The organism is Blastococcus sp. SYSU D00820 (assembly GCF_054050695.1).
In genome coordinates this window covers 100,194-114,691 of the sequence record NZ_JBJGZW010000010.1, presented here as the reverse complement: position 1 = coordinate 114,691, position 14,498 = coordinate 100,194, and the positions used below count along the sequence as shown (strand labels likewise).

The 14,498-nt window shown below is 75.1% G+C and carries 17 protein-coding genes; 15 read left to right on the top strand and 2 right to left on the bottom strand.

Going from position 1 to position 14,498, the window contains the following annotated elements; all coding sequences use genetic code 11:
* Window positions 1-19 precede the first annotated feature (19 nt).
* The 3 genes from ACI79R_RS12770 (at window position 20) to ACI79R_RS12760 (ending at window position 2,802) form a co-directional block, all read left to right on the top strand.
* On the top strand, window positions 20-1,138 hold the full coding sequence (locus ACI79R_RS12770) for a sensor histidine kinase (protein ID WP_456574001.1): 1,119 nt from the start codon (window positions 20-22) through the stop codon (window positions 1,136-1,138).
* A complete protein-coding gene (locus ACI79R_RS12765) occupies window positions 1,135-1,740 on the top strand; it encodes a response regulator transcription factor (protein ID WP_456574000.1) in 606 nt (201 codons plus the stop codon). Before ACI79R_RS12770 ends, ACI79R_RS12765 begins: the two co-directional genes overlap by 4 nt.
* A gap of 225 nt (window positions 1,741-1,965) precedes the next feature.
* Window positions 1,966-2,802: an alpha/beta fold hydrolase gene (locus tag ACI79R_RS12760; RefSeq protein WP_456573999.1), complete on the top strand. Its 837-nt coding sequence runs from the start codon at window positions 1,966-1,968 to the stop codon at window positions 2,800-2,802.
* 24 nt (window positions 2,803-2,826) lie between these two features.
* On the opposite strand, the gene ACI79R_RS12755 is transcribed toward ACI79R_RS12760, so the two are convergent.
* Window positions 2,827-3,183 carry a type II toxin-antitoxin system VapB family antitoxin gene (locus ACI79R_RS12755; RefSeq protein WP_456573998.1) on the bottom strand — a complete coding sequence of 119 codons (357 nt, stop codon included), beginning with the start codon at window positions 3,181-3,183 and terminating at the stop codon, window positions 2,827-2,829.
* 212 nt (window positions 3,184-3,395) lie between these two features.
* Here ACI79R_RS12755 and hrcA point away from each other — a divergent pair, with 212 nt between their 5' ends.
* Genes hrcA through ACI79R_RS12740 form a run of 3 tightly spaced genes read left to right on the top strand, consistent with a single transcriptional unit; the run spans window position 3,396 to window position 6,332 of the window.
* Complete coding sequence (gene hrcA, locus ACI79R_RS12750; protein WP_456573997.1) at window positions 3,396-4,418, top strand: heat-inducible transcriptional repressor HrcA; 1,023 nt, start codon at window positions 3,396-3,398, stop codon at window positions 4,416-4,418.
* A gap of 16 nt (window positions 4,419-4,434) precedes the next feature.
* The gene (gene dnaJ, locus ACI79R_RS12745; protein WP_456573996.1) at window positions 4,435-5,568 is read left to right on the top strand and encodes a molecular chaperone DnaJ; all 1,134 of its coding nucleotides are present in this window, start codon (window positions 4,435-4,437) and stop codon (window positions 5,566-5,568) included.
* 5 nt (window positions 5,569-5,573) lie between these two features.
* A complete protein-coding gene (locus tag ACI79R_RS12740; protein ID WP_456573995.1) occupies window positions 5,574-6,332 on the top strand; it encodes a 16S rRNA (uracil(1498)-N(3))-methyltransferase in 759 nt (252 codons plus the stop codon).
* Window positions 6,333-6,347: 15 nt separating this feature from the next.
* Here ACI79R_RS12740 and ACI79R_RS12735 read toward each other — a convergent pair whose 3' ends face one another.
* Window positions 6,348-7,259: a PhnD/SsuA/transferrin family substrate-binding protein gene (locus ACI79R_RS12735; protein ID WP_456573994.1), complete on the bottom strand. Its 912-nt coding sequence runs from the start codon at window positions 7,257-7,259 to the stop codon at window positions 6,348-6,350.
* An 87-nt stretch (window positions 7,260-7,346) separates the two neighbouring features.
* On the opposite strand from ACI79R_RS12735, the gene ACI79R_RS12730 reads away from it, so the two are divergent.
* From ACI79R_RS12730 to ACI79R_RS12690, 9 genes are all read left to right on the top strand, one after another.
* Window positions 7,347-7,706, top strand: coding sequence for a histidine triad nucleotide-binding protein (locus ACI79R_RS12730; protein ID WP_456573993.1), 360 nt, complete (start codon window positions 7,347-7,349; stop codon window positions 7,704-7,706).
* A gap of 20 nt (window positions 7,707-7,726) precedes the next feature.
* Window positions 7,727-8,542, top strand: coding sequence for an enoyl-CoA hydratase/isomerase family protein (locus tag ACI79R_RS12725; RefSeq protein ID WP_456573992.1), 816 nt, complete (start codon window positions 7,727-7,729; stop codon window positions 8,540-8,542).
* A 120-nt stretch (window positions 8,543-8,662) separates the two neighbouring features.
* The gene (locus tag ACI79R_RS12720) at window positions 8,663-9,790 is read left to right on the top strand and encodes a PhoH family protein (protein ID WP_456573991.1); all 1,128 of its coding nucleotides are present in this window, start codon (window positions 8,663-8,665) and stop codon (window positions 9,788-9,790) included.
* A gap of 5 nt (window positions 9,791-9,795) precedes the next feature.
* Entirely contained in the window at window positions 9,796-10,299 is a 504-nt protein-coding gene (gene ybeY, locus ACI79R_RS12715) for an rRNA maturation RNase YbeY (protein ID WP_456573990.1), read from the top strand.
* Window positions 10,296-11,660, top strand: a complete 1,365-nt coding sequence (locus tag ACI79R_RS12710) for a hemolysin family protein (protein ID WP_456573989.1) — start codon at window positions 10,296-10,298, stop codon at window positions 11,658-11,660. Before ybeY ends, ACI79R_RS12710 begins: the two co-directional genes overlap by 4 nt.
* 6 nt (window positions 11,661-11,666) lie before the next feature.
* Window positions 11,667-11,999, top strand: coding sequence for a cytidine deaminase (locus tag ACI79R_RS12705; RefSeq protein ID WP_456573988.1), 333 nt, complete (start codon window positions 11,667-11,669; stop codon window positions 11,997-11,999).
* 37 nt (window positions 12,000-12,036) lie between these two features.
* Window positions 12,037-12,951 carry a GTPase Era gene (era, locus tag ACI79R_RS12700; protein WP_456573987.1) on the top strand — a complete coding sequence of 305 codons (915 nt, stop codon included), beginning with the start codon at window positions 12,037-12,039 and terminating at the stop codon, window positions 12,949-12,951.
* Between the two features lies 1 nt (window position 12,952).
* Complete coding sequence (gene recO / locus ACI79R_RS12695; RefSeq protein ID WP_456573986.1) at window positions 12,953-13,699, top strand: DNA repair protein RecO; 747 nt, start codon at window positions 12,953-12,955, stop codon at window positions 13,697-13,699.
* Window positions 13,696-14,496, top strand: coding sequence for an isoprenyl transferase (locus ACI79R_RS12690; RefSeq protein WP_456573985.1), 801 nt, complete (start codon window positions 13,696-13,698; stop codon window positions 14,494-14,496). Before recO ends, ACI79R_RS12690 begins: the two co-directional genes overlap by 4 nt.
* Window positions 14,497-14,498: the final 2 nt, after the last annotated feature.

Below are 14,498 nucleotides of genomic sequence, written 5' to 3'. Positions count from 1 at the left end.
CCGGGCTAGCGTGCCCGGCGTGGACATCCGGAACGCCGGCCGGCGCATCGGGTGGGCGCTGCCCTGGCTGCTGTTCCAGTTCTTCCCGATCGTCGACCTGATCAGCACCGAGCGGCCGGTGGCCGCCCGGATCGCCGCGGGGCTGGGGCTGGCCGCCTTCACCGTCGCCTACCTGGTCGTGTTCAGTCGGCTGTTCGAGCGGCGGCCCGGCTCCGCGTGGCGGGAGCTGGCGGTGGTCGCCGTCCTCGGCGTCGCCCTGGCGGGGACGCTCGGGCCCTCGTGGGCCGGCCTGATGATCTACCTGTCGGCCGCCTCGGCCGGAGCGCTGCCGCGGCGGTGGGTGTGGCCGGCCGTGCTCGGGGCGACCGCGGTCTGCGCCGCCGTCGTCGCGGCCGACGGCGCGCTCGACCAGCTGTTCATCCTGCCGGTCATGTGCCTGCTCACCGCGTTCGCGCTGCAGGGCACCCGGGCGCTGATGACGGTGAACGCCGAGCTGCTCGAGGCCCGCGAGGAGCTGGCCCGCAACGCGGTCGCCGAGGAGCGGCTGCGCTTCGCCCGCGACCTGCACGACCTGCTCGGCCACAGCCTGTCGCTGATCGCGCTCAAGAGCGAGCTCGCCGGCCGGCTGGCCGGACGGGACCCGGACCGGGCCCGGCAGGAGATGGCCGACGTCGAGGCCGCCGCCCGGCGCGCGCTGGCCGAGGTGCGCGACGCGGTGAGCGGCTACCGCCAGGTCAGCTGCGCGGCGGCGATCGCCGAGGCCCGGGCCGCCCTCACCGCCGCCGGCATCACGCTGCGCGTGCCCCCCGTCCTGCCCACCCTGCCCGGCACCGTCGACGCCGTGCTCGGCTGGGTGGTCCGCGAGGCCACGACGAACGTGCTGCGGCACAGCGGCGCGCGCGAGGTCGCCGTCGCCGTGGCCCGCGAGCCCGACGGCGCGGTCACGCTCGCCGTCACCGACGACGGCCGCGGCCCCGCCGGCCCGCCCGGGGCCGGCCTCGCCGGGCTGGAGGAACGGCTGGCCGCCCTCGGCGGGCACCTGGACAGCGGCCCCGCACCCGGCGGCGGGTTCGCCCTGACCGCCCGGGTGCCGGTGGCCGAGGCGGCCGTCCGGCAGGAGGAGGTGGCGCACCGGTGATCCGGGTGCTGATCGCCGAGGACCAGACGATGGTCCGCGGCGCGCTGCGGGCGCTGCTGGACCTCGAGGACGACATCACGGTCGTCGCCGAGGTGGGCCGGGGCGACCTCGTCGTCGACGCCGCCCGCGAGCACGCCCCGGACGTCGCCCTGCTGGACATCGAGATGCCCGGCTGCGACGGCATCGAGGCCGCCCGGGCGCTGGCCCGCGAGGTGCCCGGCTGCCGCGCCGTCGTCCTCACCACCTTCGGCCGGCCCGGCTTCCTCCGCCGCGCCATGGAGGTCGGCGCCGCCGGCTTCCTGGTCAAGGACGCCCCCGTCGCCGAGCTCGCCCGCTCCATCCGCGCCGTGGTGGCCGGCGAGCGGGTCATCGACCGCGACCTGGCCGCCGCCGCGCTCGCCATCGGGGCCACGCCGCTGTCGACCCGCGAGGCCGACGTGCTGCGCGAGGCCGCCGACGGCGCGACCGTCGCCGACATCTCCCGACGGCTGTTCCTGTCCGAGGGCACGGTGCGCAACTACCTGTCGTCGGCGATCGGCAAGACCGGGGCGCGCACCCGGGTGGAGGCGGCGCGCGTGGCGGAGGAGAAGGGCTGGCTGTAAGAGGACCCCCGTGCCCCCCACCGCTCGCAGGCTCGCGGCGGGCCCCTGCACGGGGGCCGCCCGTGCCCCCCACCGCTCGCAGGCTCGCGGCGGGCCCCTGCACGGGGGCCGCCCGTGCCCCCCACCGCTCGCAGGCTCGCGGCGGGCCCCTGCACGGGGGCCGGGCTCACCGCTGAGCGGGAGGACGCCTCCCGGCACGCCGCGTCGCGGGTGCATCGTCCGCACATGGCCCTGACCTACGAGTCCACCGCCCAGCCGCCGTCGGCCACCGACGGTCTGCACCACCACGTCGCCGGGGAGGGGCCGGACCTGGTCCTGCTGCACGGCTCGGGGCCCGGCGTGAGCGGCTGGTCGAACTTCTCGGAGAACCTGCCGGTGTTCGCCCGGCACTTCCGCACCCACGTCGTGGACATGCCCGGCTTCGGCGCCAGCCCGGCGCAGGAGTGGACCCGCCCCTATCCCGAGCACGCCGCCGAGGCGGTGCTGCGCTTCCTCGACGACCTCGGCATCGAGCGCGCCCACCTGCTCGGCAACTCGATGGGGGGCTACGTCGCGCTGACCGCGGCCCTGAAGGCGCCGGAGCGCGTCGACCGGCTGGCGCTCATGGGGCCGGGCGGGCTCTACGCCCCGGTGTTCACCGCGGGCCGCTCGGAGGGCGCCCGCCGGCTGTCGGAGTTCATGGCCAAGCCCTCGCGGGAGGCCATGTACGCCTGGGTCGACTGCATGGTCGCCGACCGCAGCATGATCACCGACCAGCTGATCGAGCAGCGCCTGGAGATGGCGATGGCCCCCGGCGCGATCGAGCGGATGCGCGACGTCATGCGCTCCCTCGGCAACCCCAGCCCCGAGCCGCCGCTGTGGACGCGGCTGGAGGAGATCCCCCACCCGACGCTGGTCACCTGGGGTCGGGACGACCGGATGCTGCCGTTGGACGGCGCGTTCTTCGGCACCCGTCGCATGCCCAGGGCCGACCTGCTGGTCTTCTCCGACTGCGGCCACTGGGCGCAGGTCGAGCGCAAGGCCGCCTTCGAGGCGGCCGTCATCGACTTCCTCGGCCGCTGACCGGCCGGCGGAGGGAGGCGGGCGTCAGCCCCGCGGCGCCGGCTCGGCCGGCATCAGCGCGTCGAGGTCGAGCACCCGGACGTGGATGACGTTGCGCTGCTGCAGCGCCGCACGCAGCGCCCGGTGCAGCCCGTCCTCGAGGTAGAGCTCGCCGTGCCACTGGACCGCGTGCGGGAACAGGTCGCCGTAGAAGGTGGAGTCGTCGGCGAGCAGGGCGTCCAGCGCCAGTTCCCGCTTGGTCGTGACGAGGGTGTCCAGCCGGATCTGCCGGGGCGGGATCATCGCCCAGTCCTTGGTGGACAGACCGTGGTCGGGATAGGGACGGCCGTCTCGTACCGCTTTGAAGATCAGGGAACCGACCTCCGTCCTGCTGCCCCGCACCGTGCCGACCGCACGCCACCCTAGTCGCCGGGCGCGGCCTCCGCCGCCGCCCCGTCCCGCCCTCCGCGGTCGCGCGAGCCACGCGACGCGGGGGCCGCCGGGTCGTATGCTGGGTTGGCACTCTGTCCGTGCGAGTGCCAGACCCGCGACGGGTGCGCCGGGGGGATCCGCGGTGTCGCACGGCACGTCGACCGGTACGGGGAGGTGTCACCGTGGCGCACGACGAACGCCGCCTGCAGGTCCTGCGGGCCATCGTCCAGGACTACGTCTCGACCAACGACCCGGTGGGCAGCAAGGCCCTGGCCGAGCGGCACGACCTCGGGGTCTCGCCGGCCACCATCCGGAACGACATGGCCGTGCTCGAGGAGCAGGGCTACATCACCCAGCCGCACACCAGCGCCGGCCGGGTGCCGACCGACAAGGGCTACCGGCTGTTCGTCGACCGGCTGTCGGCGGTCAAGCCGCTGTCGGCGGCCGAGCGCCGCGCGATCGAGGCGTTCCTCGACGGCGCGGTCGACCTGCACGACGTCCTCGGCCGCACCGTCCGGCTGCTGGCCCAGTTGACCCGCCAGGTCGCCGTCGTCCAGTACCCGACGCTGTCGCGCAGCGCCGTCCGCCACCTCGAGGTGGTCCAGGTCGCCGGCTCCCGCCTGCTGCTGGTGCTGATCACCGACACCGGCCGGGTCGAGCAGCGGATCGTCGAGTGCCCGGTCGACGTGGAGCGGGACGACGTCGCCGACCTGCGCGCCCTGCTGAACTCCGCCTTCGCCGGCGCCAAGCTCGCCGACGCCGGCGGCAAGGTGCCCGAGCTGGTGGAGACCGCCCCGCCGCACCTGCGCGGGCTGGTCGCCGCGGTGAGCGCGGCGCTGGTGGAGACCCTCGTGGAGCCGGGGGAGGACCGCCTCGTCGTCGGCGGGACGGCGAACCTCGCACGCGCCGCGGTCGACCTGCAGGGCACGGTGCGGCCGCTGCTCGAGGCGCTCGAGGAGCAGGTCGTCGTCCTGCGGCTGATCAGCGAGGTCGACACCGGCGGTGCGGTGCTGGTCCGCATCGGCGAGGAGAACGCGCACGAGGCGCTGTCCGGCGCGTCGGTGGTCTCGGTGGGCTACGGCTCGGCCGACCGCGCGCTGGGTGGACTGGGCATCGTCGGGCCCACCCGCATGGACTACGCAGGGAACATGGCCGCGGTCCGTGCCGTGGCCCGCTACGTCGGCCAGATCCTGGCCGAGAGCTGAGGGCTGAGACTTCTCGATGGCAACCGACTACTACGGCGTGCTGGGCCTGTCCCGCGGCGCGTCCGACACCGAGATCAAGAAGGCCTACCGCCGGCTGGCGCGGGACCTCCACCCCGACGTCAACCCGGACCCGGAGGCCAAGGAGCGGTTCCAGGAGGTCAGCCGCGCGTACCAGGCGCTGACCGACCCGGACAAGCGCCGCATCGTCGACCTCGGCGGCGACCCGTTCGACACCGGGGGCGGCGGGGGTGGCGGCAACCCCTTCGGTGGCGCCGGCTTCGGCGGCCTCGGCGACATCATGGACGCCTTCTTCGGCGGCGGGGCGAGCACCCGCGGGCCGCGCAGCCGCACCCGCGCCGGTGCCGACGCGCTGATCCGCATCGACCTCGACCTCGATCAGACGGTCTTCGGCACCACCGAGGAGATCACCGTCGACACCGCCGTCCTCTGCGACGCGTGCACCGGGGCCGGCACCGCGCCGGGCACCCACCCGACCACCTGCACCACCTGCGCCGGCCGCGGCGAGGTGCAGAGCGTGCAGCGGTCGTTCCTCGGCCAGGTCGTCTCCAGCCGCGTCTGCCCGACCTGTGCCGGCACCGGGCAGGTGATACCCGAGCCGTGCCCGAAGTGCGGCGGCGACGGCCGGGTCCGCGCGCGGCGGAACATCACCGTCAAGGTGCCCGCCGGCGTCGAGGACGGCATGCGGATCCGGCTGACCGGGCACGGCGAGGTCGGCCCCGGCGGCGGTCCGGCCGGCGACCTCTACGTCGAGATCGCCGAGCGCCCGCACCCGGTCTTCACCCGCGACGGGGAGGACCTCCACTGCCGGGTCACCCTGCCCATGACCGCCGCCGCGCTGGGCACCACGCTGTCGCTGGAGACGCTGGACGGCGAGGAGGACGTCGACATCCGCCCCGGCACCCAGTCCGGCAGCGTGCTCACGCTGCGCGGCAAGGGCGCCCCGCGGCTGCGCGCCACCGGCCGCGGCAACCTGGTCGTGCACGTGGAGGTCGAGACCCCCACCCGGCTGGACGCCGAGCAGGAGAAGCTGCTGCGCGAGCTCGCGGTGCTGCGCGGGGAGGACCGTCCGGGGTCCACCTCGGAAGGGCAGGGGGGTCTGTTCTCCCGCGTGCGGGACGTGTTCAAGTGACGGACATGAGCACCGACGCCGCTCTGCCCGAACTGGACGGGGCGCCCCTGTTCCTGCTCGACGAGCTGCCCGCCGGCGACGACCTGCTGGTCGACGGGGCCGAGGGCCGGCACGCCGTCGACGTGCTGCGGCTGGTCGTCGGCGAGCGGGTCCGGATCGGCGACGGGCGGGGCGCCCTCGCCGAGGGGGAGGTCAGCGGGGCCGGCGACGACGGCCTGCGGGTCCGGGTCAGCGCCCGCTACGAGGTGCCGCCCGCGCAGCCGTCGCTGGTGCTCGTGCAGGCGCTGCCCAAGGGCGACCGCGGCCCGCTGGCCGTGGAGCTCGCCACCGAGCTGGGCGTCGACCGGATCATCCCGTGGGCCGCCTCGCGCTGCGTCACCCGCTGGCGCGACGACCGGGTCGCCAAGGGCGTGGCCAAGTGGCGGGCCGCCGCGCGCGCGGCCAGCAAGCAGTCCCGCCGTCCCCGGCTGCCCGAGGTCGAGGACCTCATGACCACCCGCGAGGTCTGCGGCGAGCTCGCCGAGGTCGACCTGGCCCTGGTCCTGCACGAGCAGGGCCGCGACCGGCTGGCCGAGGTGGAGATCCCGTCGTCCGGCACGATCGCCGTCGTCGTGGGGCCCGAGGGCGGGCTCACCGACGGCGAGGTGCTGGCCTTCCGTGCCGCCGGCGCCCGCCCGGTGCGGCTGGGCCCGGAGGTGCTGCGCACCTCCACCGCCGGCGCCGCCGCGCTGGCCGCGCTGTCGCTGCGCACCCGCTGGCGCTGAGCCGGGGCGGGCCGGTCAGCTGACCAGGCCGAGCCGGCGGGCGATCTGCTCGATCGGGTCGTGCGCGGCCGGCGTGAGGGGCAGGTAGCCGCCCGCGCCGAGCAGCTGGAGCACCTCGGCGTCCGCGGCGTCGTCGGGCGACAGCCCGGTGAAGTACTCCGTGAGGCGCGCGGCGATCCGGGTGCCGAGCCGGGCGGGCACCTGCGGGCCGAGCAGCCAGTGGTGGTCGGAGAAGCCCGGGGTCCGGGAGTACTGGACGACGGCCGGGTCGATCCCGCCCGACTCCTGCCGCGCCAGCCAGATCCGCTCGTTGAGGACGCCGGCCTCGTACGCCCCGGAGGCGACCGCGTCGAGCGCGCCCTCGTGCGAGCCGGCGAACCCGGGCCCGCCGGGGAAGCCCTCGGGGTCGACCCCCTGCTCGTCCAGGAACGCCGCGGGCATGAGCCGCCCGGAGGTCGAGGCCTCGTCGCCGTAGGTGAACCGGAGCCCGGCCAGCGGCCGCAGGTCGTCGGAGGGGGCGAGCCCGGTCGAGGTGTTGACCACGAACACCGAGTGCACGTCGGCGTCGACGTCGCGCGAGGCCACCGGCTGCGCGCCGGGCGCGAGCACCCGGGCCTGCACCCCGGTGAGGCCGGTGAACCAGACCAGGTCGAGGGCCCCGTCGACGAACGCGGCGACCGCGGCGCCGTTGTCGGTGACCGGGGTGTAGGACACCTGCAGCCGGAGCGCCTCGGACATCGAGGCCGCCAGCGCGCCGTACACCCGGTGCAGGGTGTCGGGGTCCTGGTCGGGCACCGCCCCGATGCGGAGCACACCCTGGGGCCCGTCGTCGGCGGTCGCGGGGGAGACGCGGGCGCAGCCGGTGGCCGCGGCGGCGATCGCCACGCCGGCACCGGCCAGGAAGCCGCGGCGGGAGAGGGCGGACACGGGGTGGGGACCTCCGGGGACGTGGGGGCAGCGCCTCATCCTGGGGCACCTCCGCCGGGCGAGCGATAACCCGTAGGGTCGTATTTCGTGACGGACTGTCTGTTCTGCCGCATGGTGGCCGGCGAGATCCCGGCCGATGTCGTGCACGAGAGTGATCGCACGCTCGCGTTCCGTGACATCAACCCGCAGGCGCCGACGCACGTCCTGGTCATCCCGAAGGAGCACCACGCCACGGCGGGGCTGCTCGTCGGGGCCGACCCAGCACTCCTGGCCGAGGTGTTCGCCGCGGCGCACGCGGTCGCGGTCCAGGAGGGGCTGGCCACCGAGGACGGGCCCGAGCCCGGCTACCGCCTGGTCACCAACTCCGGACCGGCCGCCGGGCAGACCGTGCACCACCTGCACGTGCACGTCCTGGGCGGGCGCCACCTCGGGTGGCCCCCCGGCTGACCCGCGGGGAGGGTGGTCGGGTGACCGCCAGCCCCGTCCGCATCGAGCGGGACGGCGACGTCGCCGTCGTCGTCCTCGACGCCCCGCCGCTGAACCTCTTCGACGAGTCGGTGTTCGCCGGCTACGAGCGCGCCGCGGCCGACCTGGTCGCCCTGACCGAGCCCGGCCGGCCCGGGCGGGCCCGCGCCGTGCTGTTCGAGGCGCGGGGGAAGGTGGTGTCCGGCGGCGTCGACGTCGCCCACTTCCGGGACATCGCCGAGGGTCCGGACGCCGTCGCCCGCGGCACCGCGCTGTGGGCCCGGCTGCTCCGGATCGTGCAGACCGTCGAGGAGCTCCCGGTGCCCACGGTCTTCGCCGCGCACGGGCTGACCCTCACCGCCGCCTTCGAGCTGGCGCTGGCCTGCGACCTGCTGGTGGCCGCCGAGCGGGCCGCCTTCGGGCTGGTCGAGATCGTCGTCGGGCTCACCCCGTCGATGGGCGGGCCGCAGCGGCTGGCCGAGCGGGCCGGCCCGGCCCGGGCCCGGGAGCTCGTGCTCACCGGGGAGCGCTATCCGGCCGCCGTCCTCCAGGGGTGGGGCGTCGTGAACCGGGTGCTCCCCGACGACGGCTTCGCCGAGGCCGCCCGCGAGCAGGCCCGCCGGCTGGCCGCCGGGCCGACCCTCGCGCACGCGGCCACGAAACGGCTGGTGGCCACCGCCGCCCGCTCCGGCGTGCGGGCCGCCGACGAGATCACCCCGCAGGTCTCCGGACCGCTGTTCGGCACCGCGGACCTGCGCGCGGCGGTGGCCTCCTTCCTCGCCGAGGGCCCGGGGCGGGCCTCCTACGAGGGCCGCTGACCCGATCGGGGCGAGGCCGGTTCCCGGGCCGCCGACGCGGGTATCCTCGACCGGTCCGCCGCCGTCGTCGCAGGAAGGCAGGGTCGAGGGTTCTTGCCCGACACCTCCCCGAACGTCCCCGTGCCGGGAGCCCCCACATCGCGGGAGGCCTCGGCACAGGCCGCCGCCGCGGACGGGGCCGCCGCGCCGTCCGCCCCCGCGGGCGGGTCACCGGCCGCGGTCCGGACCACCATCACCGTCCCCGACACCGTCTCGATGGTGGCGCTGCTCGGCTCCGGTGACGAGCTGCTGCGCCTGGTCGAGAGCGAGCTCGCCGCCGACGTGCACGTGCGCGGCAACGAGATCGCCGTCACCGGGCAGCCGGCCGACAACGCCTTCGCCGTCCGCGTCTTCGACGAGCTGATCGCCCTGCTCGGCACCGGCCAGCAGCTGCGCCCCGACTCGGTGCGCCGGGTCATCGGCATGCTGCGCAGCGGCGGGTCCGAGCGGCCGGCCGACGTGCTCAGCCTCGACATCATCAGCCGCCGCGGGCGCACGATCCGGCCCAAGACGCTGAACCAGAAGCGCTACGTCGACGCGATCGACGCCCACACCGTCGTCTTCGGCATCGGCCCGGCCGGCACCGGCAAGACCTACCTGGCCATGGCCAAGGCGGTGCAGGCGCTGCAGACCAAGCAGGTCAACCGGATCATCCTGACCCGGCCGGCGGTCGAGGCCGGCGAGCGGCTGGGCTACCTGCCCGGCACGCTGTCGGAGAAGATCGACCCCTACCTGCGGCCGCTGTACGACGCGCTGCACGACATGGTCGACCCCGAGTCGATCCCGCGGCTGATGCAGTCCGGCACGATCGAGGTGGCGCCGCTGGCGTACATGCGCGGCCGGACGCTCAACGACGCGTTCGTCATCCTCGACGAGGCCCAGAACACCACCGCCGAGCAGATGAAGATGTTCCTGACCCGGCTCGGCTTCGGCTCGAAGATCGTGGTCACCGGCGACGTCACCCAGGTCGACCTGCCCGGCGGGCAGCAGAGCGGCCTACGGGTGGTGCGGGAGATCCTCGACGGCATCGAGGACGTCCACTTCGCCAACCTGACCAGCTCCGACGTCGTCCGGCACCGCCTGGTCGGCGACATCGTCGACGCCTACGAGCGGTGGGACGCCGCCCACCAGCAGAACGTCGCCCGGTCCGCCGGCCCGGCCGGCCAGGCGCCGGCCCGCGGTCCGCGGCCGCGGCGGCAGGGGAGCTGATCGCGGTGCCCGTCGAGGTCGCCAACGAGTCCGAGATCGCCGTCGACGAGGCCGAGCTCGCCGGCGTCTGCCGGTTCGTCCTCGCCGAGCTCGGCGTCAGCCCGATGGCCGAGCTGTCGGTGCTGTGCGTGGACACCGAGTACATGAGCACGCTGCACGAGCGGTGGATGGGCGAGAAGGGCCCCACCGACGTGCTGGCCTTCCCCATGGACGAGCTCGACACCGGCCGCCCCGACGACCCCGACCCGGGGCCGGCGCTGCTGGGTGACGTCGTGCTCTGCCCGGCCGTCGCCGTCCGCCAGGCGCGGGCCGCCGGGCACACGATGGACGACGAGCTGGTGCTGCTGGCCACCCACGGCGTGCTGCACATCCTCGGCTACGACCACATGGAGCCCGAGGAGGAGAAGGAGATGTTCGCCCTGCAGTCCAAGCTGCTGGAGGGCTGGCGCTCCGCTCCCCGTGAGCCGGTGACCGGGGAACCCGCGGACCGGGAGCACGGTCCCCGATGACCGCCGACGCGATCACGTCCGGGGTGGTCGCGGTCTGCCTGGTGCTGCTCGCCGGCATCTTCGGCGCGATGGACGCCGCCCTCCAGCGGGTGTCCAAGGCGCGCGTCGAGGAGCTCCGGCGCGAGGGCACCAAGCGCGCCGCCGCCCTCGAGGAGGTGGTCGCCGAGCGCGCCCGGCACGTCTCGCTGCTGCTGCTCCTGCGGATCGTCTGCGAGATGGTCGCCGCGGTGCTGGTGACCGTCACGCTGTACCGGCTGTGGGGCGGGGGCTGGCAGACGGTGCTCACCGCCGCCGGCGTGATGACCGTCGTCAGCTACGTGCTGGTCGGCGTCGGCCCGCGCACCCTGGGCCGGCAGCACGCCTACGGCACCGCGCTGGCCACCGCGGGCGTCGTCCGGCTGCTGGGCCGGGTGCTCGGCCCGGTCGCCACCCTGCTCATCCTGGTGGGCAACGCGATCACCCCCGGCCGCGGCTTCCGCGACGGCCCGTTCTCCTCCGAGGTCGAGCTGCGCGAGCTGGTCGACATGGCCGAGGAGCGCGGCGTCGTCGAGTCCGGCGAGCGCAACATGATCCACTCGGTGTTCGAGCTGGGCGACACCATCGCGCGCGAGGTCATGGTGCCCCGCACCGACGTCGTCTACATCGAGCGCACCAAGACCGTCCGCCAGGCGCTGGCCCTGGCGCTGCGCAGCGGGTTCAGCCGCATCCCGGTGATCGGCGAGAACGTCGACGACGTCGTCGGGGTCGTCTACCTCAAGGACCTCGTCCGGCGCTCGCAGAACCTCGGCGACCAGCGCGGCCCGCGCGTCGAGGAGCTGATGCGCCCCCCGACGTTCGTGCCGGAGTCCAAGCCGGTCGACCAGCTGCTGCGCGACATGCAGGCCCAGCGCATCCACATCGCGATCGTCGTCGACGAGTACGGCGGCTTCGCCGGCCTGGTCACCATCGAGGACATCCTCGAGGAGATCGTCGGCGAGATCGCCGACGAGCACGACGCCTTCTCCCGGCCCGAGGTCGAGCAGCTCGACGACGGCTCGATGCGGGTGACCGCGCGGCTGCCGGTGGAGGACCTCGCCGAGCTGTTCGGCGTGGAGCTGCCCAGCGACGACGACGTCGAGACCGTCGGCGGGCTGCTGGCCCGCGAGCTCGGCATGGTGCCCATCGAGGGCTCGGCGACGGAGGTCGCCGGCTTGCGGCTGGTCGCCGAGAGCACCGGCGGGCGGCGCAACCGGATCGACACGCTGCTGGTCTGCCGGGTGCCCGAGCCCGGCCAGGACGCCGAGGACGCCGACGCCGACGGCGCGCGGACCCCCGCCGGCGCCACCCGCGCCGAGCAGCCGGCCGGCGTCGTGGAAGGGTGATCTCCCGTGCCTGATCTGCAGCCCGAGGACGCCAAGCTCGTCACCCTCGCCCGCTCCGCGCGGGGCCGCACCGGCGCCGCGGAGGGCGCCGCGGTCCGCGACACCGACGGCCGCACCTACCTGGCCGCCACGGTGAGCCTGCCGTCGCTGGAGCTGTCGGCGCTGCAGGCCGCGGTCGCCGCCGCGGTGTCCAGCGGGGTCGAGGGGCTGGAGGCCGCCGCCGTCGTCTCCGCCGCCGACACGGTGGAGCAGGCCGGGCTGGCCGCGGTGCACGACCTCACGCCGTCGGCGCCGGTCTTCCTGGCCGGTCCGGACGGCGCCGTCCGCGCCACGTCGTGAGCCCGGTCCGTCGGACCCCGATGGGACACTGGACGACGTGACGCCCCCCGACCAGCCGTACCGCAGCGGCTTCGCCTGCCTGGTCGGCCGTCCCAACGCCGGCAAGACCACGCTGACCAACGCCCTCGTCGGCGAGAAGGTGGGCATCGTCAGCAACCGGCCGCAGACCACGCGGCACGCCATCCGCGGGGTGGTGCACCGCCCGGGCGGCCAGCTGGTGCTGGTCGACACCCCGGGGCTGCACAAGCCCAAGAGCCTGCTCGGCCGCCGGCTCAACGACGTCGTCCGCGACACGCTGTCGGAGGTCGACGTCGTCGTCTTCTGCGTGCCGGCCGACCAGCCGGTGGGCACCGGCGACCGGTTCATCGCCCGGCAGCTGCGCGAGGTGACCGCGCCGGTGGTCGTCGTGGTCACCAAGACCGACGCGGCGAGCAAGAAGCAGGTGGCCGAGCAGCTGGTGGCGGCCAGCCAGCTGGTCGAGGCCGCCGAGGTGGTGCCGGTCAGCGCCGTCCGCGGCGACCAGGTGGAGCTGCTCGAGGACCTCCTGGTCGGGCTGCTGCCCGAGGGCCCGCCGCTGTACCCCGAGGAGCAGACCACCGACGAGGACACCGAGCGCCAGATCACCGAGCTGATCCGCGAGGCGGCCCTGGAGAAGGTGTTCCAGGAGGTGCCGCACTCCCTGGCGGTCACCGTCGAGGAGCTCGAGCGCCGGCCCGACCCCAAGAACGCCGGCGGGGAGCTGGTGGTCGTCCACGCGCTGCTGCACTGCGAGCGCCCCAGCCAGAAGCCGATGCTGCTGGGCAAGGGGGGCTCGGTCATCAAGGCCATCGGCAGCGAGGCGCGGGTGGGCCTGGAGCAGCTGCTCGGCGCCCGCGTGCACCTCGACCTGCACGTCACGGTGCTGGGGGAGTGGCAGGACGACCCCAAGAAGCTCAACCGGCTGGGCTACTGACGTGAGCACCACACCGCGGGCGCTGTACCGCGACGAGGGCATCGTGCTGCGCACCCAGAAGCTGGGCGAGGCCGACCGGATCGTCACCGTGCTCACCCGGCGCACCGGCAAGGTCCGCGCGGTGGCCAAGGGCGTGCGCCGCACCAAGAGCAAGTTCGGCGCCCGGCTGGAGCCCTTCAGCCACGTCGACCTGCAGCTCTACACCGGCCGCAACCTCGACATCGTCAGCCAGGCCGAGTCGATCCGCTCCTACGGCCAGCCGATCGTCGGCGACTACCGCGCCTACACCGCCGGCACCGCCGTCCTGGAGACCGCCGACCGGCTCACCGTCGAGGAGAAGGAGCCCTCGCTGCGGATGTTCCTGCTCGTCGTCGGGGCGCTGCGCTCCCTCGCCGAGCAGACCCACCCGCCGGCGCTGGTACTGGACGCCTTCCTGCTGCGCGCCATGTCGGTGGCCGGGTGGGAGCCGGCGCTGACCGCCTGCGCCCGCTGCGGCGAGGAGGGCCCGCACCGCCACTTCTCGGTGCCCGCCGGCGGCTCGGTCTGCCCCGACTGCCGGCCGACCGGCTCGGCGATGCCCAACCCCGCCACCCTCGCGCTGCTCGACGCCCTGCTCACCGGCGACTGGAGCGCCGCCGAGGCCAGTGAGGGGGCGCAGCGGCGGGAGGGCAGCGGCCTGGTCTCGGCGCTGCTGCAGTGGCACCTCGAGCGCGGGCTGCGGTCGCTGGCGCTGGTGGACCGCTCGTGAGCGGACAGCAGCGCGAGCACCAGCGAACGGGGACGTCGCTGATGCCGCGGCTCCCGAACCCGCACCCCTCGGGCGCCCGCCCGCCGGACCTCCCGCCGGACAAGGTGCCGCACCACGTCGCGATCGTGATGGACGGCAACGGCCGCTGGGCCAAGCAGCGCGGCCTCCCGCGCACCGCCGGGCACGAGGCGGGGGAGGCCTCGCTGTTCGACTGCGTCGAGGGCGCCATCGAGCTGGGCGTCAAGGCGATCAGCGCCTACGCGTTCTCCACCGAGAACTGGCGGCGCAGCCCGGAGGAGGTCCGCTTCCTCATGGGGTTCAACCGCGACGTCATCCGTCGCCGCCGCGACGAGATGCACGCCCTCGGGGTGCGGGTGCGCTGGGCCGGCCGCCGTCCGCGGCTGTGGCGCAGCGTCATCAAGGAGCTCGAGATCGCCGAGGAGCTCACCCGCGACAACGACGTGCTGACCCTCACCATGTGCGTCAACTACGGCGGCCGCGCGGAGATCGCCGACGCCGCCGCGGCGATCGCCCGCGAGGTCGCCGCCGGCCGGCTGAACCCGGACAAGGTCGACGAGCGGACCGTCGCCCGGTTCCTCGACGAGCCGGACATGCCCGACGTCGACCTGTTCGTCCGCAGCTCCGGGGAGAACCGGACAAGCAACTTCCTGCTCTGGCAGTCGGCCTACGCCGAGTTCGTCTTCCTGGACACGCTGTGGCCGGATTTCGACCGCCGGCACCTGTGGGCGGCCTGCGAGGAGTACGCGAGCCGCCAGCGGCGGTTCGGCTCCGCGTGACG